Origin of the sequence: Paenibacillus allorhizoplanae (assembly GCF_927798215.1) — a bacterium.
Lineage (GTDB): Bacteria > Bacillota > Bacilli > Paenibacillales > NBRC-103111 > Paenibacillus_E > Paenibacillus_E allorhizoplanae.
The window spans coordinates 63,655-88,441 of sequence record NZ_CAKMMW010000020.1 but is presented as its reverse complement, the minus strand read 5'-3'; the positions used below and the strand labels follow the sequence as shown (position 1 = coordinate 88,441).

At 45.9% G+C, this 24,787-nt stretch carries 22 protein-coding genes; 4 read left to right on the top strand and 18 right to left on the bottom strand.

Annotation, left to right across the window (positions count from 1 at the left end; all coding sequences use genetic code 11):
• Positions 1-129: 129 nt before the first annotated feature.
• The 3 genes from L6I86_RS25975 (at position 130) to L6I86_RS25965 (ending at position 2,891) form a co-directional block, all read left to right on the top strand.
• Positions 130-519 (top strand): hypothetical protein, encoded by a 390-nt coding sequence (locus L6I86_RS25975; protein WP_236291306.1) that lies wholly within the window; start codon positions 130-132, stop codon positions 517-519.
• Positions 520-1,180: 661 nt separating this feature from the next.
• Complete coding sequence (locus L6I86_RS25970; RefSeq protein ID WP_236291305.1) at positions 1,181-1,906, top strand: polysaccharide deacetylase family protein; 726 nt, start codon at positions 1,181-1,183, stop codon at positions 1,904-1,906.
• Positions 1,907-2,186: 280 nt separating this feature from the next.
• Positions 2,187-2,891, top strand: a complete 705-nt coding sequence (locus tag L6I86_RS25965; RefSeq protein ID WP_338113444.1) for a DUF421 domain-containing protein — start codon at positions 2,187-2,189, stop codon at positions 2,889-2,891.
• A 46-nt stretch (positions 2,892-2,937) separates the two neighbouring features.
• Here the strand turns inward: L6I86_RS25965 and L6I86_RS25960 are convergent, their stop codons facing one another.
• The 5 genes from L6I86_RS25960 to L6I86_RS25950 form a co-directional block, all read right to left on the bottom strand.
• Positions 2,938-3,738, bottom strand: a complete 801-nt coding sequence (locus tag L6I86_RS25960) for a hypothetical protein (RefSeq protein WP_236291303.1) — start codon at positions 3,736-3,738, stop codon at positions 2,938-2,940.
• 327 nt (positions 3,739-4,065) lie between these two features.
• A complete protein-coding gene (locus tag L6I86_RS25955; protein WP_236291302.1) occupies positions 4,066-5,127 on the bottom strand; it encodes a response regulator transcription factor in 1,062 nt (353 codons plus the stop codon).
• A gap of 21 nt (positions 5,128-5,148) precedes the next feature.
• Positions 5,149-5,277 carry a hypothetical protein gene (locus L6I86_RS35720; RefSeq protein WP_276574895.1) on the bottom strand — a complete coding sequence of 43 codons (129 nt, stop codon included), beginning with the start codon at positions 5,275-5,277 and terminating at the stop codon, positions 5,149-5,151.
• Position 5,278: 1 nt separating this feature from the next.
• Positions 5,279-5,527 (bottom strand): hypothetical protein, encoded by a 249-nt coding sequence (locus tag L6I86_RS35975; RefSeq protein WP_420851931.1) that lies wholly within the window; start codon positions 5,525-5,527, stop codon positions 5,279-5,281.
• A 33-nt stretch (positions 5,528-5,560) separates the two neighbouring features.
• A complete protein-coding gene (locus L6I86_RS25950; RefSeq protein ID WP_420851930.1) occupies positions 5,561-6,346 on the bottom strand; it encodes an LLM class flavin-dependent oxidoreductase in 786 nt (261 codons plus the stop codon).
• 198 nt (positions 6,347-6,544) lie between these two features.
• Here L6I86_RS25950 and L6I86_RS25945 point away from each other — a divergent pair, with 198 nt between their 5' ends.
• On the top strand, positions 6,545-6,745 hold the full coding sequence (locus L6I86_RS25945) for a LamG domain-containing protein (RefSeq protein WP_236291301.1): 201 nt from the start codon (positions 6,545-6,547) through the stop codon (positions 6,743-6,745).
• Positions 6,746-6,839: 94 nt separating this feature from the next.
• Here the strand turns inward: L6I86_RS25945 and L6I86_RS25940 are convergent, their stop codons facing one another.
• The 13 genes from L6I86_RS25940 to L6I86_RS25880 form a co-directional block, all read right to left on the bottom strand.
• The gene (locus L6I86_RS25940; RefSeq protein WP_236291300.1) at positions 6,840-13,181 is read right to left on the bottom strand and encodes an Ig-like domain-containing protein; all 6,342 of its coding nucleotides are present in this window, start codon (positions 13,179-13,181) and stop codon (positions 6,840-6,842) included.
• A gap of 174 nt (positions 13,182-13,355) precedes the next feature.
• Entirely contained in the window at positions 13,356-14,858 is a 1,503-nt protein-coding gene (locus L6I86_RS25935; protein ID WP_236291299.1) for a sulfatase-like hydrolase/transferase, read from the bottom strand.
• 40 nt (positions 14,859-14,898) lie between these two features.
• Positions 14,899-15,774: an SMP-30/gluconolactonase/LRE family protein gene (locus tag L6I86_RS25930; RefSeq protein WP_236291298.1), complete on the bottom strand. Its 876-nt coding sequence runs from the start codon at positions 15,772-15,774 to the stop codon at positions 14,899-14,901.
• Complete coding sequence (locus tag L6I86_RS25925; protein WP_236291297.1) at positions 15,771-17,081, bottom strand: neutral/alkaline non-lysosomal ceramidase N-terminal domain-containing protein; 1,311 nt, start codon at positions 17,079-17,081, stop codon at positions 15,771-15,773. The genes L6I86_RS25930 and L6I86_RS25925 overlap by 4 nt, the downstream gene beginning before the upstream one ends.
• Entirely contained in the window at positions 17,078-17,854 is a 777-nt protein-coding gene (locus tag L6I86_RS25920; RefSeq protein ID WP_236291296.1) for an IclR family transcriptional regulator, read from the bottom strand. Before L6I86_RS25920 ends, L6I86_RS25925 begins: the two co-directional genes overlap by 4 nt.
• 44 nt (positions 17,855-17,898) lie before the next feature.
• The gene (locus tag L6I86_RS25915; protein WP_236291295.1) at positions 17,899-18,684 is read right to left on the bottom strand and encodes an AAC(3) family N-acetyltransferase; all 786 of its coding nucleotides are present in this window, start codon (positions 18,682-18,684) and stop codon (positions 17,899-17,901) included.
• A gap of 30 nt (positions 18,685-18,714) precedes the next feature.
• Positions 18,715-19,098 (bottom strand): RidA family protein, encoded by a 384-nt coding sequence (locus L6I86_RS25910; protein ID WP_236291294.1) that lies wholly within the window; start codon positions 19,096-19,098, stop codon positions 18,715-18,717.
• A 27-nt stretch (positions 19,099-19,125) separates the two neighbouring features.
• Positions 19,126-19,959: an amidohydrolase family protein gene (locus L6I86_RS25905; protein WP_236291293.1), complete on the bottom strand. Its 834-nt coding sequence runs from the start codon at positions 19,957-19,959 to the stop codon at positions 19,126-19,128.
• Positions 19,956-21,059: an aldose epimerase family protein gene (locus tag L6I86_RS25900; RefSeq protein WP_236291292.1), complete on the bottom strand. Its 1,104-nt coding sequence runs from the start codon at positions 21,057-21,059 to the stop codon at positions 19,956-19,958. Before L6I86_RS25900 ends, L6I86_RS25905 begins: the two co-directional genes overlap by 4 nt.
• A 26-nt stretch (positions 21,060-21,085) precedes the next feature.
• The gene (locus L6I86_RS25895) at positions 21,086-22,201 is read right to left on the bottom strand and encodes a mandelate racemase/muconate lactonizing enzyme family protein (RefSeq protein ID WP_236291291.1); all 1,116 of its coding nucleotides are present in this window, start codon (positions 22,199-22,201) and stop codon (positions 21,086-21,088) included.
• Positions 22,198-22,974: an amidohydrolase family protein gene (locus tag L6I86_RS25890; RefSeq protein ID WP_236291290.1), complete on the bottom strand. Its 777-nt coding sequence runs from the start codon at positions 22,972-22,974 to the stop codon at positions 22,198-22,200. Before L6I86_RS25890 ends, L6I86_RS25895 begins: the two co-directional genes overlap by 4 nt.
• Before the next feature lie 27 nt (positions 22,975-23,001).
• Positions 23,002-23,742 carry an amidohydrolase family protein gene (locus L6I86_RS25885; RefSeq protein ID WP_236291289.1) on the bottom strand — a complete coding sequence of 247 codons (741 nt, stop codon included), beginning with the start codon at positions 23,740-23,742 and terminating at the stop codon, positions 23,002-23,004.
• Positions 23,739-24,767, bottom strand: a complete 1,029-nt coding sequence (locus L6I86_RS25880; RefSeq protein ID WP_236291288.1) for a Gfo/Idh/MocA family protein — start codon at positions 24,765-24,767, stop codon at positions 23,739-23,741. Before L6I86_RS25880 ends, L6I86_RS25885 begins: the two co-directional genes overlap by 4 nt.
• Between the last annotated feature and the right edge of the window lie 20 nt (positions 24,768-24,787).

Here is a 24,787-nt window from a genome sequence, read left to right as displayed (position 1 = left end):
TTTCCTAAAATTGGAGGTATATTGGTGGTCACTTTGAACATGATTATGTTTTTAATAAGCATTGGGGTTCTGTACACATTACGAAGGATGCAGAAAATATTCCTACCAATTGAAAAAATAGTTTACTACATGGTCATTGTAGTTACCATTGAGCAGATCCATTCGGCGATTCTTGATAATTATAAGCTGCTTGAGTTTTCGGAAGCTCTTTCCGCACTTTTCTTCTATAAAATGAATCAGTTAATTGTATTTCCGATCTCAACCATGTGGCTTCTTTTTTCGTTTTTCCACAGTAAACCACGGTTCCTCCTCAAAATGCTTTTCTTAGGTATATGGTTTGCAGTTTTGATCGAATCGTATATGTTATTTAAAATACTAGGTATAGTGAAATTTACGGGCTGGAATTTCGGGTATGCCATCGTTGTTTGGTATATCGTCTTGGTTGAATCATTTTGCTTCAGCTTATTATTCAGAAAAATGCATGGGAAGTGTGATCACCGTGATATTGTATCCCCCTGAACGATTTGACATAAATGAATGGTTTACTCTAATTTCATTGGCTGTTTTATTAACCGTAGCAATATTGCTTCCAAAACGTTTTTCCCCACTATCGATTATAGTCTATACGGTATTTACTGTATTTATTTCGCAGACAGTTGATTCGTTAATAGCTGTTAAACCATTTGATTTGTATGACGTAAACGATAGTTCTAAATATGAGGTAATGGATATTGTCATTTATTATTTAAATTACCCTCCATTCACATACATTTTTTTATGGTTTTATGATAAGTGGAAGCTGAAAGGAATCTATCGCAATCTATATATAATCGGGTTCTCATTAATATCTGTTTTTTTTGAGTGGTTAGCTCACCTTTGTCACGTATTTACATATAAAGGTTGGAAGCTATGGTATTCCCCCTTCATTTATATAGTAATTTTCATTTCATATATTTTTGTATTTCATCTAACAGAAAATTTATTGAATCCGAACCAGATAAAGAAAAGTAAAGCTTGACTAAGCTAGAATATAAGATCGCCAACCGATCGTCATAGCCGGCTGTAAGCTATCGATTCCCTTTTCCCCAAATCCACAATTGATACCCGTTTTTTGACCGAGTTAATTTGAACAATTGGTGCATCCTAATATTGAAAATTGAACTAAAATCAGGAGGTAACAATGAGAACGATCCTAAATTTTTGTATTTGTTTTTTGTTATTTCAGTCTGTTGGATACGCCGCCCCCCAAAAAGACCGGTCATATTATGAAACGAGAGGAGAAGTCGTCTGGGAAATATCTACCGATGAGAAAGTGATCGCCTTAACATTCGATGACGGTCCTCATCCGAGATATACACCTCAGATCTTGGACTTGCTCAAGCAGTATCATGCTAAAGCCACTTTTTTTGTGGTTGGGAATAAAATAAAACTTTTTCCTGACGTGCTCAAACGAGAAGTAAACGAAGGACATGAGATAGCCAATCATACATATAGCCATGCTTTTCTTTCTAAACGGATAAACATGAAGAATGAAATTAATAAAGCAGAGGAAACCATTTTCTCCGTCGCCGGGATTCGATGTCATTTATTTCGTCCCCCTGGAGGCTTTTATAACGAGAGGTTAGTCAGTATTGTCAAACAAGAAGGTTATCAAATGATAATGTGGTCTTGGCATTTAGATACGAAGGATTGGAGTACGCCAGGGGTCAGTAAAATTGTAAATAAAGTATTAAACAATTCGAGCAGCGGGGATATCGTATTGTTCCACGATTACGTGGAAGGACAAACTCAGACTATTGAGGCTCTTAAAAAAATCTTACCGGAATTGGAAAAGAGAGGGTATCGGTTTGTTACCGTCTCGGAGTTATTAACCTATCGCAAGGCAGTCCCTGCTAAGAATCCGTGAACGTCATACTTTCATTAAGTATTATTAACTATGTTGCTTGTTACTTCACCGATGCTGCTGATTGTTTCAGGCAGCATCGGCCTGGTATTTATTGAACAACGTTATCGATCATCCTCACCAAATACATCACCATCACACTTCCATCATGTGATAATTCATCCAACTCAACATCATCCCCATCACCTAATGCCATATCATGGAATGCATCATGGCCATGTATTTTTTTCTAGGAAAAGAATAAAATAACAAAATACTTATTTGAGCAGGGAGGATAGTTGATATGTTATCGGAAACAATTCTCCGGACTGTGGTTGCTTTCGTTCTTATTATGTTAATTACGCGAGTTCTAGGAAAACACACGATAGCGCGAATGACTTACAATGATTTTGTCGCTTCGATCACACTAGGTGCCATAATCGGTAATTTAGCATTTAATACTCATTTGAAGACTTGGAATCTTATCACTTCTTTTTTGATTTTCAGTGGCATTGCCTATCTCATCTCGTTTATTTCCATGAAGAGCCGAAAAATCAGGAAATGGTTTGCCGGAAAACCGACGGTAGTGATCGAAAACGGCAAAATTATGGAACAGAACTTAAGGAAAATTCAATTTACACTCGACACTTTAAATCAAGAATTGCGAGAAAAGGACATTTTTGATATCGAAGAAGTACAATATGCCATCCTAGAGCTTAACGGTAAACTCTCGGTGCTCAAAAAGCCAGAATATCGTCCCCTTATACAAAAAGATTTGCTTTTGACAGAAACAACAAAGATCCAGTTTCCTGTTGAACTAGTTATGGACGGAAAGATTATGTCAGATAATTTACAGCAAATTGGTTTATCCAAAGAATGGCTCTCGAAGCAGCTACAGCAACGGGGTGTTACAGCAGAAGAAGTCTGTTACGCTATCAGGGGAACACATGGTAAACTATTTGTTGATCTATATCAGGATCAAATCCGGCATCCAATTGATCAAGAGTAATAGTCATTTATTGGCACCATTTATATAGGACTTAATGAACGGAGGGTTATTTATACCCTGTGACTTCAAAATCCACTTTTTTATATTTAGAGAAATCCCCGACTTCGCCAGCCGAAACATACTTAATTTCGCCCGTGCTTATGGTCATCTTTTGGGCAGAGCTACTAGGTTTTGACGTGCCTGATGCAATCCCAATCACCTTATTGTTCTCGTCATAAAAATGCAATTTAAACTCAATTTCATGTTCGGTAATCGAATCCTTGTCATGATCTAAAGCTAATAATCCTCGAATGCCCGTATATCCCCCATCTAAGTATAAGTCGAGCAAACCAAAGTGAATATTGGCATATTTATCATCTTTAAGTATGGGAATATTTGAAGGGAAATGATTAATTGTAATGTCCTTGTATGTACCTTGATCTGTGTAATCAACAAAAGCCCCTAGCCATTCAGCTATAAATCGGACAGGAACGTAAGCGTGCCCTTGATAATTAAGTACCGCATACTCCTTGTCGTGCCGGGCCTCTTTTACCTCGAATAAAGCAGTGTAACGCGGTGAGATCCATCTTTCTCCATTCAATGTCTCAATCAAGTAGCGGCTAGCCCACTTTGCTTTCACTTTTACAGTTTGCGGCGCTAATTGCATCCCTGTAGGCTTGATAAGACCCGGATCCTTATAGAGCGACTCCACACCGAAAATTTCTAATCTCGTATCAACTGACTTTTGATTCCCCAGAAGCGCGTTGTTTGGCATAATCCATGCATTTCCAAGCCAGGTAGAAATCAAGTAAATCGGAACACCGTTCTTTTTTTCATGTCCAAACTCCTTGTTTTTGATTTTGACCAAAAGAAAATCGCCCTTAAAAAGCCAGCAAATATAACATACAACTCATATCTTTATTTTGAAAATTATTTATTCGTGAACCATCTTCCGGTAATTACTACTAATTATTTAGACGCTCAATACTCAAGGAAGTTCCATGATTTTACAGAATTATAATTCTAAGTTGAATCCGCACTACTGCCTGTTATTTGAGAAAAGGCAACCAATCCACCTGGACTGGCTGCCTCTTCAAGTTGTTATTAAGCTAGAAGTGTCCCTCCTGGAATATTATCGTAGAACCTCATCTTTCATTGCCACATTAAAATCAAATTATACATTTAATTACCGGTGCTAGCCTCTTCGTCCTTCTAAGGAATGACGGTAGTCCGTAGGAGAAAATTTGAAATACTTCTTGAACACTTTAGCGAAATGAGCATATTCATTATAGCCAACCGCATAGGCAACCTCGTACACTTTATTTTTCGGATCACACAAGAGCTCGATCGCCTTGTCCATTCGTAGTTTGGCAATATATTGTGTGTAGCTTACGCCAACTTCTTCTTTGAACGACTTACTGAAATATGTTGGCGACATCCCTGCGAGTTCAACTGCATTCATCATGGAAAACGATTCGTTTGCAAAATTCTGATTGATCTGCTTCAGGGATTCCAACATATTTTTATGCGAACTCCAATTCCGTATAAGCCGGATTTCTTCCATTGCACATTGCAGCACCAGTTCAAAATGTCGTTTCAATTGCTCAGCTTGACCGTTCCATTGATGTTCGGTTAGCGTTTTTAATTGAATTCTATTGCCGCTCAGACCCACTATTTCAGCTTGCAGCAAGTAAAACAAGTGTAGAAACTTCTCCTTGAGTCTTACTGAATTGGCTCGATACGTCTGCAACCGTTCGTGTATCCCTTCAAGCTGCTCCCAAACTGCAGCCATATTTAGGACCCACAAGTTTTTCGCCATTGTCTCTGCTTCTACCTTACACATAGCAATCCATTCACTTCGTTCAATGATGTTTTTACGTTCATTGCCAAGTTTCTTCTGGGTTAAAGAAAGCGCTCTTAGTACTTCGTCAACATCAAGTGGCTTAAGCAGATAATCGGACACGCCATGTCGGAGTGCCTGTTTGGCATAGCTAAAATCGCTGTATCCAGAAATGATAATCATTTCAGTCTGGATGCCACGGCTTACGACCTCCTCAGCCAGTCGCAAACCATCCATCACTGGCATTCGAATGTCTGTAATGACCACGTCCGGTAAAGACTCGCTAATGAGATCCAGTGCTTCTTGTCCGTTCTCTGCAAATGCACTTACTTCAAATGAAGAAGTTTCCTTCTCAATAATTGTCTTTAAACTGCGTTTTACAGATGGCTCATCATCCACAATCATCACTTTATACATGCCTTTACCTCCCTTACTGGCTCAAGGCGAAGCAGAACGGATAGCCAAATCTCCGCTGCGATTCGGTGCCGATATCGCATATTTCCAGCGATTCGTCCTCACAGCCTTCAGAATGGAAATTCTTTTCAACTGTGAAGAAGGCTTTCTCATGTTAGACAAGTTCTTTTAAGTTTTTTTGTATAAGTGGGAGAACTGTTTTACCAAATCGTTCAGCTTCCTCAACATGTGGAAATCCGGATAAAATAAAATGTGTAACACCAAGGTCGATGTATTCCTTCAAACCTTCCCATACTTGCTGAGGGGTGCCAACAACGGCTGTTCCTGCCCCCTTGCGCACTCGACCGATACCCGCCCATTTATGTTTATCAAAGCGATAATCGCCATTAAGTAATACGTTCATTCGATTCTGCGCAACCGAATCAGCTTCTTTGAATTAAGCCGCCATCTTGGCCTCAACTTCCGGCTCAATGCCCTCCAGTAATTGCTCCGCTGCCTCCCATGCTTCTTCTTCTGTTTCACGAACAATGACATGTATACGGATACCCAGCTCGATTGGGCCTCGTTGGTAGGTTTGCTCTTTTCGTCTCAGTTCCGCAATTTGCTGCTTAACAATGGCGACCGGCTCGCCCCACTGGAGATAAATATCTGCGTGTTTTGCAGCTACATCCAACGCTGCTTGTGAGGAACCACCGAAATATATAGGTGGCTTGCGACCATCAACATGTGAGGGAATGAGTGTGCTTTGCCGAAGCTTAAAGTAGTCACCGTCATAATCCACTGTGCTTTGCTCCCATAGCTTTCGGATAATGCTCAAGAACTCATCTGTCCGCTGGTACCTCTCATCGTGCTCCGTAAAGTCACCATCTTGACCCAATTCATAGGGGGATCCCCCGGTGACCACATTGATCGTTAATCTTCCTTTACTGAACTGATCCAGAGTTGACGCCATCTTCGCTGCCAGAGAAGGAGCTATAAATCCAGGTCGAAAAGCAATCAGCGGTTTCAATCGTTTGGTGTGATGGACGATGGCTGACCCCATCATCCAGGAATCGAGAAATGGTATCCCCACGGGTACTAGAATACCGTCAAAGCCTTGCTCCTCCACGGTCTGCGCAACCTTAATTAAATAGTCTAGTGTCGGCGCTCGCTCCGGTTTTTTCAATCCTAGTTGACTGCCATCCCCATTGGATGGCGCAAACCAATAAAACTGTACGTTCATTCGTTTCCCTCTTTTCATAAAAAAAAATAGATGCACCCCCAAATGGGGAATGCATCTCCAGTCATCTGGTAGATCATTCAATGTTTTTATTAATTTACATATATCCGATGCAAATACTAAGAATTAACTATTAGTATAACTATAACATCTTGCAAATTTCTGCGTCAATCCATTTTCTTGTTCATATCAATATTTAATTTGGCTTTGTATTCGAGCGGACGCATCTGGCTGTGCCGGACGACAGGCGGTAACCTTGAGACTTATATCGGTAATACACCACTTGTATCCACCGGAACCATTCCGTTATCAACTTGGACACACGTAGCCGTTTCCTACGACGGCACAACTGCGCGCCTGCTCGATAGCGAAATTAAAGACCTTTACAATCAAAACAGCTAATACTATGTGCAAACAAAACAACCACGCCATTGGCTCTGCCATGACGCGGTTGTTTTTTCATTTGAGCACGGTGATGAACTATACCCTTTTCATCTTAAGGACCATATTCCAGTATTAATCGTGGAGCTAAATCCAAATTATTATGGTCAATAGCATATTCTCGGGAATAGTAAATTACTTTTCCGCTTGCACTTTCATCTGTCTTTTTAATAAGCCACCCAAAGTCAGCTCCAGCCCTTATATCTTCCATAACATCCCATGTGACTTTGCCACTTAGACCATTATAATGACTAAAACCCGCTGCTGTAGCGTCCGCATATTTTCCGCCTTGCTTGCTCACTTTTCCTGGATTGAGTATATCCCATTTGCTTCCATCATCATTTTGATTGCTTATATCCGTATCACTTGAGCTGTTCCATGTAACGCCACTATCGGTCCCACGAACTAATTGCTTAACTTCATCATTTGAACCATTCCCCTCAGTCCAATTCACTAGGAGGCGATGTGCATCTACACTGCGAATGTCGTTTCTACCCCAGTTATCTGAATTGTCCATAATGGTAAGAACGAGGGTGGCACTTTTCAAACCAACCGCACTAATTTGATTTGTGCCATCAAATCCAACCAGCACGCGGTTATTACCACTAGCTTGAATTCTCAGATTTGGATTGCCACCTTCGTTGGTATTTGGTGAACCTTGCCGTAAATAGCTATCCTTACTACTGATGAGGTTCCCGTTGACCGTTATTGTAAAACTACCTCTTATTACGTTACCAGCATAGTCTTGAGCTGAACAGTTCACGGTTGTAATCCCCAAGGGAAAAGTAGAACCGGGGCTCCACGTGCAGCTTACAGGGATAGAAACATCTGGATTGTCGGTGGCAGTTGCTGTAAATGATACTGCAGCACCTGAAGGATAAGTAGCCTCAGCTGTCATATTTCCAGGAAGGGAAAGGATTGGCGGCGATGTGTCCACAACGGGAGTCAACGATTCCGTTTTAAAAGTCGAACCGACCGGCACTGTGTTAATAAACGAATACGGGATAGATGTCGGATTGGGTCTGACATGTCTTAACACGTTTGGCTGAACTTCAACATAATAGTCGGTATTCGGTTCAAGTCCGTTCGGGAAGTTGACAACCAGCTTCTTATCCTTATAGGTATAGCCTACTCCGGTCTTGAACTTAACTATAAACTCAGTCCCCTCTTCAAGCGCAGTACCGCTATTGTTTGTTCCTTTGTAAACCTTCACGATACCCGTGAAATTAGTCCCTTCCAAAAACTGAGGAGTGATTGACGGATCGATCTTGTTGATGTCGCCAATTCCAGCCCTGTTCAGGTACTCGACATTAAAGCCGATTTCGACGTCCGATAGAACCGATACGTCAGTCGTATTGTTAGATGGGGTTATAAACACATCGGGAGTATCGTCATATTGCCAAACATCAGCCCATCTTGTCGGGTCTAACTGTCTTGTAGTCAAGACCGCAAACGAGTTTCCCTTGATCCCCGAAACCTTGTATACACCTCCGGAAGCATTTGACGATTGCGCCGATGCTGTACCGGACGAACCAAGTACTCCCTTCTCGGTTATCTTGCCGTCGCCATTTTCATTCCACATATACACGTAGTAAGTTTTGGAAGTATCAAGCCCTTCCACGCTTATATCTGTTGCCGCAGTTGTTGACTGATTGAGAAGGAAGAAACTTTGCTCAGAACCGTTCGGGCTCTCAAGCTCCGCGACAATCTTGTTGTTGGAACCGCCGTCGCCAGTGCCAGCACGAACTTTTACGTTGTTCCAACCCGTTTCCGCCGCCATGGATTGAAGCAAGAAGGCCCAATACTCAGGACGCAGCGCATACCCATTCCTTGCGTCCATAATCATGCTGTGGTCCTGGATGTCTCCGTCATATTTGGCATGGTAGATGTCCCACTTGCTTGTGCCATCAAAGCCTAGTGAAGCCGACATAATGTTAAAGCCTGATGTTTCGTAAGCGTATTTGATAAGATTGGCCGTGCTTCCGCTGTAACTTGGGTTCATATAGCCCTTGTTCGGACCAAACTCGGTGATTTGCACCGGCTTGCGCTCGTTTTCGGGCAGAGCATTTAAACTCGCCTGCACGGAGAGCAGCATATTATATCTCGTCGAGCCGTCAAACCAATAGCGATGAACCGAGTATTCATCCACGGCGTCGTTAAGATTATCACCCATAAGCTTGAACCATGCCGTCTGGTTACCTGTCAGCAGGTCACCTCCTACAATCTTCACGCTCTCTCTTATGCCCTCGTTCTTCAAGGCTGTGTCAAGCGCCCTGTATACTTGCACATATTTATCCATGGCGATCGGTGTATCGTCGTTCGGCTCATTGTAAATCGTAAGGGCTTTTATGTTGGTGTATCCCTTATCTACAATAAGTGTCTTTAGATTCTTAGCCCAGCGAGCCATACCCGATCTGATATCCCAATCAAGACTACCGCTTGCCACGATCTGACCGTTTACCTCATCAGCCGGATGCCAATAAGTTAAATTAACGGACGAGTGGGTGTCCATCGCAAGCTGAAGTGTTTTTTCGAGCGACTCGAAATTTAAGTCGCCGTAGAGCGAGGTATACGCAGAACTGCCGCCCGCTGCAGTATTAACATACGGAATTGCCCGCTGTGGGTCTGGGTCATAGAAAATACGGGTATATTTCGGATTCAAATTGATCAATTTATCTTTGAGATTTTCAAGATTGGCGTCGGTGACGTCGTAAACCGTCCTGTTAAGGTCGGAGAACAGCTGGTGGTTATATTGGCCGCCCCAGCCCATAAAGTCTTGAACCAGAATGTTGTTGTTATTGCCCTGCGATAAGGATGGTTTGTAAACAAAGTTTGCATTTGTCCCGTCAAGGGCTGAATCGGGTGCAGCCGGCGAATCGCCGTCAGGAGCGACAGCCTGCAGGCCGGGTATATTCGCAAGATAAGGCTTTGTAATCGGCAATGGCGTCAAGCTGAAGTCCGATGCAATGGTGCCGTTTGCCAAGGTGTTGTAAGGGTTAAAACCCCATGTGTAAAGGACATCGCCTTTCCAAGCGATAGCCGTACCGTTAAGTCCATAGAAACCTTCTACGCCCTGAAGCGCAGTGTTTTCAGTAGCGAACTGAACAGATGAAGCGGTGTCCGCGATACCGAGGCCAAGATTGGCGTTTTGGTTGCTGCCCCATACATAGACTTTGCCGCTGGAAGTCTTAACCATATAAGTGACAGTAGCACCGGAGCCAAATGCCAGAATGTCGTCAAAAATTATGTTTTCCGCGTTCGGTATACCGTTTGTAGCGTTGTAGATTGCAATAGGCTTCTGGGGAGCAAGAGCTGTACTATTGTTTGAGAAGGTAGCGCCAAACAAGGAATAAACCTGGCCAATATCGTCAAGCATGATCGCCGTCCCGTTGACTGACGCACTGATCGCGACAAATTTGCGCCCCGAAACAGGGTGAACTACTTTCGCAAAGCGATTTGATGTATTGGATGAGAACTGACCAGCTGTCGTACCCCCAAATGCGTATAGATTTCCGAAGTTAGTTAGAATAATAGCGGCGTTTGTACCGGCACCCACGACCTCGATTGCTTTTTCATTGGGATCGGAAGTGAATAAAATTTTATCAGGCTTTGCCGAATACCATGCCTTGCCGGCATCCAGGTATTTAATCCCGTTAGCCGACTGTGCTTCCCAAACCGGCCTTAGAATGCCTCCACTTACATTTATACCTGTGAGATCGCGTCCAAGCCGATAGTCATTCGTCCAGCCAGTCGACTCATTGCTAGCGTTGGCGGCTGATGCCTGCCCCCATGACCATACTGCACCGTCCTTGTCTATTACATAAGTACTGCCGACGTTTGCAGTAAGCGAATGGCGTCCGCCCGCAAAATAAATTGGGGTTTCGTGAAAGGTTGATTGGGTAGCCCACTGAACCGATAAAGCGGAGTTCAGAACACCTGAACGCTCAAAGCCGTTTTTGCCCCAAGCATACAGTTTATTGTTTTCATCATCCCAAGCATATAGAAGGTTGCCCTGAGAGGTGTAAATCTTATCAATGCTGCTAAGTTCGACGCCCTCACTTGTATAAGCTGGTCTGAATACGCCGGTTAGTCCGCCGCCTGGCATGGTTAGCGAACCGTTTGCATAGATTCCGTTTATGTTATTTCCGTTGACATATACGTTGCCGTCGGTTGTTAAAAGTGCAGTTGCGTTTCCGTCCGAGTCCGAGCCGCTAAAGGTAACAGCCTGCTTGATAATAGATGATGAGATTCCTGTTGTAAATTTGAAAGCCGTGTCTGTGGTTGGATACATGACATTTGTTTGGTCTGTAAATGCGTTAGCCTTAAGAACAATATAATAATCGGTGTTAGAAGAAAGTGACGATCCCGGTGAAATTCTCACTACGGTATTTTGATTTTCAAACGTAGCCGTTGAGGGGACAAGCGTGCCGGCAGCCGATCCCTGATGCAGCTCGACCGATGCGTCCAATCTGCCAACGCTGGTTACCGCTTTTGAGAACGTAATTGTAGGCTTTACACTGTTCGAAACTACTGTAGCATGATCGGCAGGCGTAGGTGTAGCTTTTAACTGGCCGATTGTTTTAAAGGTTGCACCTTGTGTTGGGACGGCTGTCCCTTTGAAATCCTTGAGCGTCCCCCCTTGAATTTCAATGTAGTAATCGGTTTCTTCTTCAAGCGCGTTTGCAAAAGTAACTGTAAGTACTTTACCGGTGTTGGTTACCGTAAATATACTTGGATTAAGTAATGTGCCTGAATTATTCGTGCCCTTGTATACCTTTACCGTATCGGCGATCGAACTGCCGCCTGCAAGATAAAGTATCTTATTAAAAGTAATGCTCGGGGTAGCAGTAAGAGCAACTCCAGTTGAACTAATTGCAGGCAAATAAGAGACAGTTAGCGGCAATTCATCATTCACATGTGCGGCGAGTGCTGGAATATGAACGAGCGCCGCTTCGTTAATTGGTTTCGGTGTGCCTTGTGAAGCCGTCTGGCCTATACCGGAGCCGTTTCCCAGCTGATCGACTCCGGCGTTGTACCCCCACGTATAAATGACATTGCCCTTTACTGCGGCACCGGTAGTCCGGAACATACTCATGTATTCAACATCTTTTAAATAATCGTTTTTAACCGCAGTTACTACGTCTTTACTTGCCGCTGTCCCATCGCCGAAGCGCACACCATGCGGAGCTCCGCCATTTGTTGACGAACCCCACTCATAAACTGTGCCATCGTGTGCAATGGCGAACATGACATGGTTATTAGTTGGACCGATAGCGTAAACATTTTTAAATGTAATTCCTGAAGCAGCATTCCCGTTTATACCGCCTGTCGTCCCGTTGCCATAGACAGCTGAAGGGCGGGTTGCGAAACTCGCGACAGCCGAATATACATGATTGGCGCTTCCTGTGTTAAATACCGTATAGATATATCCTTGATCGTCCAACAGAATAACGATTCCACTGGATGATACGCTCATTTTCACAAATTTTCTGCCTGCAGTTTTGTCGGGATGCTCGACTTTTACAAAAATTGCGTTAGCTGAGGTTGAAAGCCCTTTTCCAAAACCATATAAGACACCTGTCTCCGAGAGTATATAATTGACGCCTGGCGTCTCGTCAGTACCGGCAACCGCTATCGCCCGTTCGTTTGGATTTTCAGTGTTGAAGAAAACTTGAGTTGGCAATACACTGCTAAGCATCCCGTTCATAGCGTAAACAGCTTGATCAACACTGATATCGCGGCCGAGACGAAAGTCATATGACGCAAGGTTACTGCTGCCGCTGGATCCCCAGGAATAAACTTTCCCGTCGGTTGCTATTGCCAATAACGTGCTTGGTTTGGCGCCGTCGGAACCAGCTATACCGCCTAGAGTCTGTTCGTGAGAGCCGTCAAAGTTAATTCCAAGTTCCGAAAGCGTTTTATTGCCATAAAACTTTAATTCGGTAGCGTAGGTAACATCTGTCACTGTTGAACCCGTTCCACCGAGTATACCTAATTTACCTCCGTAAGCGCGCCCCCATCCATAGAGTTTGCCATCGGATTGACTCCATGCGTACATTGTGCCGCTGTTTTGGTAAATACGCATGATACCGGTAATCGGCGTACCTGCATTGTTTAAAACATTAGTAAAGACAGTACTTGAGCCGCCTGTCGTCCCGTTGCCAAGTTGACCGTTCCCGTTTCCGCCAAGCATGTACACGCCTCCATCAACCAAAAGCGACGTACTGCCGAATGTAGCGGAGGAGTTCGAAGTGTTCATACCCACTTGCTGGATATGCTTCGTTATGCCATCTTCGTTGGAAATACTAGGATGTGCAGAGACTGGTATGACTAGCGTCATTACAATAGCAATTGCAAGGATAATACTAATCGCCTTACGAGTGAAACCTTTTCTCACGATTAACCCTCCTCGTATTAATTAGTAATAGAAGCAAGATCTTAATCATAAATCTCCCTCTTATTTTGAGGTATGGGCGAAATTGCAGAAAGCATGTTATTTTATAAATAAATTTGAAAAGCCCTCGCTACTTCCGCCAGGAGGTAGTCGAGGACTTCTTTATGTTGTACATCCTTACACGTCCCTCATTCGTTTGAAAAGCTTTAGCAACCCGTCCTGATGCTCGTTCATCCACTCCGCTAACTTTCCTCTCATGAATGTGAGCGAGGATACGTATGTCGGATTAGCGACCAGATTGGACATTTCATGTGGGTCCAGATTAAGGTCGTATAGTTCGTCCAAGTCCCCGCAGTTGAAAACGTACTTTAGATTGCTATGCCGAATCATTCGCTGCGTGAACAGTACATTTTCAAGACCGGAACATTCCGTCACGACGCAATCCGGCCAATCGGTGACGGTTTCTCCATCCATTAGCGGCACGAACGAACGACCGTCACGGGAGTTTGCCGTTTCACAAGGTACCCCAGACAGCTCCAGAATCGTGGCATACAAATCGCAGGAGCCGATGAACCGATTTTCTCTTCGCTTCTCTTGTTTAGGACCGGCTTGCTTTACGACCAGTGGAATGCGGCAAGTCTCTTCATACATGAAAAAAGCTTTATCGCTCAAACCACCGTGTATGCCAAGCGATTCGCCATGGTCGGCTGAGAAGATGATCGTCGTATTATCATACAAATCATTTTGCTTCAGATAATCAAGAAGTCTCCCGATTTGTTCATCAATCGAACTCATAAAACCGAAATAGTGTTTGACATAAGGCTCAAAAGCTGACCATTCCTTGGAATTAGCCATTCTAGCTTTATGAATCGACGGCTTATTCTCGTTGTTATCATAAAAATTAGGCCAGGGTTCCAGGTGCTGATTCCGGTACAGTTCGAGATGCTTCGTAGGGGCCATATAGGGCTCATGAGGACCCCAAAAATTCAAGGCGAAGAAGAACGGACGCCTGCGTCTACGGAAACGGTCAATGTAATGGATAGCCCTCTCGGTTAAATAATACTCCACTGTCGTTTCGATGGGAGATACAACTTCTGATGCGGTGTGTACGTCAAAATTGCCGGATAAAGTGTTCACTGTTTCGAAGCGAAGATTGTTTTCCTCCAAGTAACGAAGATATTCCGGATACTCGTAACCGCCGTCACCATGTCCAGGGAAATCATCGCCTTCGTACCCCAAATCGGTGGGCAGGCTGCGGATATTATACTGAAATTCGGGGAACGTGATCGATTTCTTGCCATATCTCCGGAAATCCTCGGTTTCGACAATCTCTTTTCCGTGGCCTAGATGCCATTTACCTGTGTATCCAGCACTATAGTCTTGCTTCAAAAGCTGACGGCTGAGCAGCATCGGGTCATCAGGAAGCTCGCGGATCAGACAATGAGCACCATAAGTATTGGCCTGCATGCCGACGTTGAATGGATAATATCCAGTTTGCAAAGACGCTCTGGCCGGCGTACAGATAGGGCAGCTTGCATATGCATTATCAAATATAATGCTCTCTTCCGCCAATTGGTCGAGATGAGGGGTCTGACATACCGTGCCCCCATAGCATTTCATTGTATCTATGCGCTGTTGGTCGGTCAAAATCAACAAAATATTTTGCTGTTTCTCGTTCATTCCCGTTGCTCCTTTGCTACCTCATTATGAGCTAAGAATTCTACCCTCTGAAGCGATAGGTCGGACGGCCCTTGATACCGATCTTCGCACGGAACAAGCCGCCTGCTGATGGTTGTTCTGCGTGGGCATCCTCCGATAAGGGCGAACTGGCCGATGTAATATACAATTCGTCCATATCCTTACCGCCGAAAACGCAAGATGTCACATATTTTACCGGCAATTCTATGACGGCCAATCGTTCTCCCGTAGCAGGATTCCACCTGCTCACTTTCCACCCGCCCCATTCTGCTACCCAGATCATCCCCTCCTCGTCAGAGGTCATCCCATCGGGCAATATCTCCGTTCCCTGATAGGGGATCACCGTACGTTTACCGGCTACGAGTCCCGTTTCCGTGTCGAAATCAAATGCGTCCACTCGGTAGGCAAGTGAATCGATATAGTACATCGTCTTTCCGTCATTTGACCAGGTAATGCCATTGGAGCAACCAATCCCTGAATCCAATTGGCTGTAACTCCCATCCGGATAGAAAACATAAAGCGCCCCGTCTCGCGCATTTCCTTTAGATGCAGTACCTGCAAAAAAACGGCCTTTAAGATCACATTTTCCGTCGTTGAATCGGGTCTGAGGAAGGTGGCTTTCCGGATCGCATATGATCTCCATGGTTTCATCTTCCTGATTGTACAAAGCCAATCCGCGGTCACCTGCAATGAGGATACCACCGCCCTCCCTTAATGCAAATGAAGCGACCTTCATCGGCAGCTTTCGTATACGATGAACCCCGCTTGAAGGTATATAATCGTGCAATGTTCCTTTATCGTAATCAATCCATAGTACCTGTTGCCCGGACGGGTCCCAGACAGGCCCTTCCCCTAAGAAACAATGTGCGTCAACAGCAAGTTCAGCCGTGATATTCATGGCGTCTCCCCCATTTTCAATTTTGACAATACGGCTTCCGCTGTAGATTCAAACATTAGCTCGATGCTACGATCCCAACGGGAAGGATAGCCCCATGTCCGCCAAGCATCCACTTCATAGCCCCCCTCATCGTACATAGATCGACGTGGAATATATCCGATCTGAGAGTGGCAATAACCTAAGGTGATCATACGGAGTCGGGGGTGACGCTCCTTTAACCGCAAGCCATATGCAGCAACGACCTCACCTGGTTGGCCAAGGATGTAGATATCGCCGAGTCGAAGTCCGTGAACGCGTGCTTCGATGTTTAATGGCCAAACTGGTTCACCTGAGAAACGCTGCAGTAGATAGTTCGCCCAGCGGGAATCTCCCACATGTTCGCCTTTTGCACGTTCTTCAAGTTCCATTCTCGTGGGAAAGTGTTCAAAGGTCGGATAACAGCTTTCAGTGCAGCCTGCCAGCGTATCGTCAATTATAGGCTCCATTCGGTGAGCTAGCGTGAGCAGCACCTTCCAAGCTAAACTCCGTCCAGCAGCCTCTACATCCTCCCATTGATCTTGGAGAAGATAGCGTTCCTTCTCGCTGCTGAGGACGCCAACAACAGCATCAGCCCCACAGCCTTGAAGAAACATCGCTCGGGTCCCCGGAAGGCGTTTCTCAATCAAACTCCGTGCCACTCCCGGAAATTCTGCAGAAATGAGAAGCGCATTCGTCATTGTCGGATGACAGGCATAGCTAAACAGGACAAGCTTGCAACTCCCATCGGAACGGCTAGCTTTCACTACGGGAACTTCATGGTCTATGACACCGTATGGATTTGCTGCAAATACATTTTGACCGTCCACAATGAGACGTCTGGAGACTGCTAAATCGCTGCTGCCTGTGCCGAAGAATAAGGAGACTGGTTCCAAATCGTCCCTAGCGGCCCGGCATACTTCAATGATTGCATCTAGAAGAGCATTGAAATAATCCGCTGAAAATACCGCGTGCTCAAAGCCTGGAGTCGGCTCCCGATATAGCGGTGCACAGTGGGTGTGAGTCCAGTGAACCAACACTTGATCAGAACGAAGCCCCCATATAGATTGGATCCGCTCCTGCAGCGAATCCGTCCAGCTTCGGGTTAAACCAACTTGATCGACTACAACAACTACATGCTCTTCCTCACTCTCCGTGCTTCGCAGCCACATGACTTGGGCACGAAGGTGGTCTCGCACCCCAATTGACGGTTCCGTCCGATTGGAAAATCCCCCCAGCCAAATCCCTGCCGGGGGTGTAACCGTGCACTCGGAAAAACCTAATTTAATCATCTTGAGCCTCCAAGTGCCGATGTAATTAATCCTGCCGTATGAATAATCTTTGTGCTGAGCTCGGAGAAACGGGATGCCGGCATCTCATGAGTAAGAGCGATGATACTGATGGAAGCCGTTACATTGCCTTCGTGATTCCGAATCGGTGCTCCCATACAGCGTACGCCAAGTACTTCTTCCTCATCCTCAATCGCATAGCCGTTCTCTCGTACAGTTTGCAGCATGGCCTTGAATTCCGCCAAAGTAGCGGCCGCTTTTCCCGTTCCTCCACTTAAACCTCGAGCCGCAAGGATCTCATCCGTTTGCGGTTCGGGTAAAAAGGCGGCGATTGCCTTGCCTACTGCCGTTAAGTGCAAAGAAGAGCGCTTGCCGATATAAGTGTCGAAGCGGATGAAGCTCGTGCCCTCGACTTTTTCCAAATATACAACATCCAATCCGTCCAACATAGCTAAGTGGACCGGATAACCTGTATCGTCACGTAAAGTGGTCATAAAAGGAAGCGCGATCGCGCGAATATCCATATTTTTCAAAACTTGACTGCCTAAATGAAAAAGCTTCAGTGTCGCCCGATATTTACCCTCGGACATTTTCTCGACGTACCCTTTTAACTCCAAGTTATCTAAGAGAACAAAAGCGCTGCTTTTGGCCAAAGATAGTCGTTCATAAATATCAATAAACCGAAGACCGTCGGGGGATGCACTTAAAAGCTCCAGAATTTTAAACGCGCGATCGACGTTTGGTATTAATTGGGATTTGGTTACTCGTTTATTCATTCGAACCCACCTTCTCTATCTTTGATGCTGATTATACCAACGTTCTATTGCCATAGTCTCTCACGGCTCTTGCTGCAGCGATAACAAATAGGATCATTACAGAGCAGGGCTGCCTCATCCAAACGTAAAAGTTCTGTTGTCGCTGAAATAACTTCTTCGCCTGGTAGCCACTGGACTAGAGCTTTGCCAATTAGCCCATCTTGAATAACTCCGCGCTTCCGCAGTAAAGCCTCAATGACTCCAAAGGCTCGGCTGCAGCCAGGCGGATCGATTAACTCTACCTCCATATGAACAGATCCGATTATAGGGATATGCCTAGAATCACTCGGACGAAAAGGAATGTCCAAATACGGCATTTTAGCATATGCCTCACCAACATGGACCGTTGAATTACTCGTATGACCTACTCCAAGCAATAGAATACCGCCGCCCATTTTGGCCAAAAGATCTAGTGGACTTTCTATGCCAAGGCCCGGTTTCAAATAATGCTCATTGCAAAGAGCGACAGCCCCTTCCCCTACCGCAGTGATGGAGTGTGTAGGATGTAGGGACCGCACGGCTTCAGGACGTTTGCGAAGCATTTCGGATAATATACCTGTTTTACTCGGGGAAATGGCTGGATGAAATCCATCGTTCTGATAAGTAAACGTAGGCATAACAAGCAAGCCTTCGCTGCCTATACATGATAATAGCGCATCTAGGACAGTCTCCGCACCGCCTTCAACAGGCCCTAAATTGCGTAAAGCACTATGAACGACAAGACGAGTCCCATCCGTAATTCCTAAGCTTCTAAAAGACGCAACTAGTGATTCTTTCGTGAGTGGTTCCATCAACGCACCTCCCCATTCCTGCTTTAGGAGCTATTTTTGAATCGGTGCATAGGCAACGACGTCAATTTCCACCAATGCTTTGGGCAAATAACTGCCTACTGTTGTCCTTACGGGTTTGGGATCCGGAAAATAGCGATCATACTCTTCATTAAAAAGAGCAAAATCATTCATATCTTTCAGGTGAACGGTCGACTTCACCACATCTTCAAAAGTCGCTCCGCCTGCCTGAAGAATAGCGAGGACATTCTCCAATGTACGCGCTGTTTGCGCCTTTATGCCATCTGCAAGCTCTCCGGTTACCGGATGACGCCCGACTTGACCGGAAACGTATACAAAGTCTCCCACCCTTAATCCTTGCGAATAAGCCCCAACGGGTGACGGTGCTCCATCGGTTAGTATGGCTTGTTTCTTCATCTTGCCGCCTCCTACAAAACTACATTTTTAAGTTAAATTTAGCTGTGCCAGAATATCGTTGTTCAGTAGCGCTTCCATATCATCTGTCGTAAATCCCGGAAAGGGCATCTGCTGGGCGTACTCCGTCATTTTACGAAGGCCTTTAACCGAGTCTTCAAAGTTGCAAATTGGATAATCCGTTCCGAAGATCAGCTTTTTCCATACCCCATACTCTTTGCAAAGCATTAAGGAATTATAAAGCTGCCAAGGTCTATAGTATAGTGCCGATACATCCGCGTACACATTGGGATGCTTGCGAATCACACTGATCGTTTCAGCTTCCCACGGATGACCTAGGTGAGCGATAATGATCCTCAGCTCAGGGTAGGCCAGTGCTACTTGTTCCAATTGTTCGGGGTGAGCCCATTTCATGGGAGCCCTTTGCGGAAAAGTTGTGCCTTGATGCGTAAGAATCGGAAGCCCATTATCCTCGCAGAACCGATAAATGCGCAGCATACGTTCATCCATAGGATCGTAGGCTTGATAGATGGGGCTAGTCTTCAGACCCTTCATACCCAGATTGAAATAACATTCCTTCAGTTCATCCAACGCATTGTAATCATGGGGGTCGACGCAAGCAAATCCGATCAGCTTCTGCGGGTCCCTTTGGCAATATTCCGCTACATACTCGTTAGGGACATTAAAGCCCAGATGCCGACTCCGAAAAGCGAGCACAATACATTTGTCCACAGCTTTCATCGCTTCATAATGTTCATCTGGCGTCGTGCGTTGTACTGGCTTGCCTCTCATTTTGAAACCCTCTGCCAAATACGCTGGGCTGTAATGCTTAGGCTCACCCAAGTGAGTGTGATAATCAATCATTGGCCCTTACCTCCATCCTGCCATTGTACGTTCCCATCAGGCGTAATCCGTTGCAAATTCCCTTCATAGGCAAAAGCTACTGCGTTAAAAGTAATGGATTTCTTTTCGAACGGGGCAAAAGCCGAAGCGGTGCCATTGGCGACCGCGCCACTAAGTCCAGGCAATTCCGGTCCTGGAATGCTGCTGAAAGGCTCGATCCCCATGGTGTAAGCTCGACCGAACCATGGAGCGCCGGTCGTTCCGCCAAATTCTTGCCAAATCCACAGATGCGGCCAAATTTCGAGAGGCCAGCTCATGCCAAACCCCATCCCGAGCTGTGGGTTACATGCTGCTACCCAACCTTCTTCCAGTTCGGCAGCGAAAAGCATATCGGCAGCCAGCTGCTCGCGAGGCGGCATTCGTCTTAAATCGACTGGCTGTCCGTCCCTTCCTGGCAGATAAGGCCATTCACCGGACGTCCCAGGCACAACTCGTCCCGGCAAGTCTTCTCCGCCTGCCGAACGAGTAATACGGCAAGGCGGCAAATGCAGCACCATTTCCGGACCGAGGAAAGGCTCACCAAGTGCTGGATGTTGCCCCCACATGCAATGAACTTCTACGGGGCTAACATTTTCGACCGTTTCCCGAATTTGCAGAGCACCGCTTCCCCGCTTGAGCCGCAGCTCTCTTTCCATTCGGAAAGGCAAACGCTGCGTCTCTATACGCATCAGCAATGCGACCTCGTCAGGCGTATCCATAATCACTTCATACTCCCAAGCCATTAGGCTGGCCTCGCCATGCATACCTTGCTCAGCCCCCTTATACGTGGAAGCTGTACTTCCAGCCGGAAAGATCACTTGCCAGCCGCCTGGATAATGATCCATCCAGTTGCCGCGAGGGTTGGATGTGGTTGGAACCCAATTTCCCCATGTCCGCATTCCCCACGGAGCCCGGTACATCACATCGACATCCAAAGGTTTGTAACGAAATTCTACAATACTGCCCCCCTGATCTAATAACAGCGTGATGGATAAAAGTTCATTCTCCAGAACAGCCATTCGATGCCCCTGATAGATAACATCACAGCTGATACGCGCTCCATTGCTCCTTGGTAAGTACACGGTTTCTCCTCCTAGTCCCTCTGTCGTTATTTGACCCGGTAATGCTCAACCTTCTCTTCGTCCAACTCTACGCCTAACCCAGGACGCTCATGAGGTCGCGCCTCGCCTCCTTGGATTGGTAACGGATCCGCTAAGAGCATGTCAGCATAGAAAAAAGGTCCCAGAATATCACAAGGATACTCTTCCGCGCCGATCCCCGGAGTAGCCATGGCAAGATGAATCATCGCGCTACTTGCTACGCCAAGCTCCAAATTGCTGCCTACCGTGCAGGTGAGACCGGCTGCTTCCGCAACTGCGGCGGCTTTTCTCGCAGGTCCGATGCCTCCGCCTTTTCCGATATAGAGGGAGAACACATCCGCAGCTCCAGTTCGTGCCAAGGCCATGGCATCTTGCAGTGAGTACAGACTCTCATCTGCGATGATCGGCACGTTCACTTGATTTCGGACATCGGCTAACCAAGACATATCCAGCGATGGTACCGGTTGTTCAGCAAAATATATGCCTTCTTCGGATAGATGTCTAATCGTAGTAACTGCGGCACGGGGCGTCCAACCACCATTTGCATCAACACCCAACCGGATGGATGGTCCAATCGCATTCCGAACTGCTTTCACTCGAGCAATATCATTCTCTGGTCCTGTTCCAACTTTGACTTTCATGGTGCGAAAACCTTGCTCTACAGCCCATACAGCGATTTCTGCCGCCAGTGAGGGTTCCACACCAGTTATAGAAAATTTAGTAGGCACGAAGTCTCGGACGGGTCCCCCTAAAAGTTGATAGATCGGCAAATTAGCGGTTTTACCTAAAATATCCCATAAAGCCATTTCGAGAGCAGCCTTCGTGAAGACGTTATGCGCAATGCGTTTCTGCATTTTTTGTGTTAATCGTTCAATATGTAACGGATTTTCCCCGATCAGCAAGGGACCCAAAAAATTGCGTATAAAATGAGCCGCAGTAATGTTATCCTCCCCACTCCAACCCGGTGTGCAGGACACTTCACCCAGTCCGGTGATCCCTTCATCCGTATGAACTTTAACCAATAAAAATGGCGAAACCAAGTGGCTTCCCCGACCTGATCGGATCGCACGCTCCGGATGTATGGGAACCTGTACAGGAATAGTTTCGATGCTGGTGATTTTCATAATCTTTGCGAGGCCTCCTTTCCATCTATCCCTAATAGACGGAGGGCATTCGGACCTAGGATCTGCGTTTTCGTTGCTTCAGGTAAATCGAGCAAATTGAATTCTTGGAACCTGTAATCGACATACGGTTGTTTCGGTTTATGAAACAAACCTCCATCAGTGCCGAATACGATCTGCTCCAAAGGAACTTCAGCCACAATCTGTTCCATGGCAAAAGGAGGCGTTGAACACATGCATAAATATACGTTACGGTGCCGTTTTCCTGCTGCTATCGCTTCCAGCCATAGATCATGCAACCCTGCGTGTCCAAGCAACACCTTTAGCTTTGGATGCCTAACAGCCAGCTCAGCAATTTGAAGTGAGGAAGCGTAGGGTGGCGTACCGTCGTGAAAAAGAATAGGAATACCTAGCTCTGAGGCTATTTCGCAAACTGGTGCCATGAAGGCTTCTAAAGGACTGAACCCCTGCAGCCAATTGTGCAGTTTCACACCACGCATCCCTAATTCAGTTACACAGCGATATACTTCCTCAGCTGCTCCTCGCCGCCTAGGGTCTACCGTACAGAAGGGAACAAGACGATTCGGAAATGGCGAGCACCACTCGGCTAAATAATCGTTGCACGCTTTGGCGTTTTGCCAAAAGCCGTCAATCGTAAATATGACACTTATGTCGATGCTCAGCTCGTTCATATACGCAACATACTCTGCAGCCGAAAACGGATAGGTACCGTCCTCCCGCCTAGCGGGTTGGTGTACGTGAAAGTCTATTTTCATGCATTTGCCTCCTGTCCGGGAATTCGCTTATTTGCGGAATCGTTCAGCTAGCAATCTCTCTACATTTCCACCTAAGATGGCTGACTTATCGGAGTCAGATACATCCATGTCTCGTACCTTTTCGACTTCAAGCCCCATGCGAGCAATAGGGTGATTACTGGAAAATATCATTCGATGTGAACCAATTCCGCCATACATGCGCGCCATCCCCCGTTCCGGAAAGTCATGGGCGGTATCCCCGTAAATGTTTGTTGCCCGTTCAAGCGCTGGTATGACATCCATCCAGAAGTCCGACTTCCCATTTTTTCCCATAATAAAAGATACTTCAGGATAAATTAGAGCCAATTCGGTAAGCTGTAATGGAAGCGCATATGCCGGAGTTCCTGTATGCACATACACCGGCGCACGGTGACGTGCTGCCACTTCGATCAGTGGATAGACAAGCTTCTCGAGAATCATAAAACCTTGCAAAGGTGGATGTAGCTTGACCGCTGCCGCACCTTCTCCTAACGCTCGCTCAAGTTCAGCAACTGCCCCACCCTCATACCATGGATTCGCCGTGGCGTATGCGAGAAACCTCCCTGCAAACTTACGAGAAAGTGCTAGCACTCGATCATTGCCTTCTCGGTTATATATCGCCATCTCTCGATCTATCGGGCTAATTAAGGCCATGTCAATCCCGCTTCGATCCATCTGATCGATCAATTGTTCTGGATCTACCTGATGATACTGTCCTACACCAGCAAGTACATGCGCGTCAATAATCACTGTTCACTCTCCTCACTTAACCGTACCGACTCCCCTGTTTCCATAGCTTGAGCGAAGGCTAGCGTTAGACGCAGGCTTGAGATGCCTTCCCGGCTGCCAGGTACAGGTGTTTGGCGAAACGTTATGGATGTCAGAAATTTCTGTAGCTGAGCCCGAAAACAGGAGCTTACTCGGTTCTCGGACAGTTGAATGCGCTCGGTTAACCGATCACTAATCAAAACGGCTTCTCCTTTGGCTCGATCTAAATAGGCCATTCCTTTAGGACCAAGAATCTGAAATTCACCTAACGGAAACCCAGGAAAAAACCAGCCAATTTCCAATTTAGCTTGATCTCCATTAGCGAATTCAATCAGAGCTGAATTGTAATTTGGTGAAGGAAACTCCGGTCTGCTAGTCAGACCCCGAGCAGTGATCCTAACTGGAGATGAGCTAGTCAAGAAAGCAAGGTGATCAGCTGCGTGAGCTCCGTCATGTATACATGGCGGCCCGTGACGCAAGGTGTTTAATATTCGCTCGTAGTGCTCCTGATTCCCCTCAGGATCCCACACTTCATCAAAAGTGCTTAATCGAATTTGCAGCGGATGCCCGAGTCTGTCGCTCTCTATCCATCCCCGTAAACCATCCATTAATGGGCCGTGCCGATAAGTGAAACCGACTTGTAGGAGTCGCCCGCTCAATCGTTCTGCTTCAGCCATTTGTTCAGCAGCATCGAGCGAAGTGGCCATAGGCTTTTCACAGAGAACATCTTTACCAGCATGTAGAGCTTCTATTGTGATACTAGGTGTTGCCCAAGGTGGCGTACATACCAAAACGGCCTGCACTTCTGTATCATCTAAAATTCGTTTATGGTCGGTTGTATGATAGGAGCTGCCGAAAGCAGCTCCAGCTGTCTCCGCTCGAACAGGGTCTTTATCACATACCGCAATTACCTGAACAGACGGGTTCTCAAGGAGAGTCGGAAGATGCTGCCCCATCACAATATCTCCGCATCCGATTACGGCTAGTTTTACAAGGTTTCCGGACAATTGAATTCCCCTCCCCTATT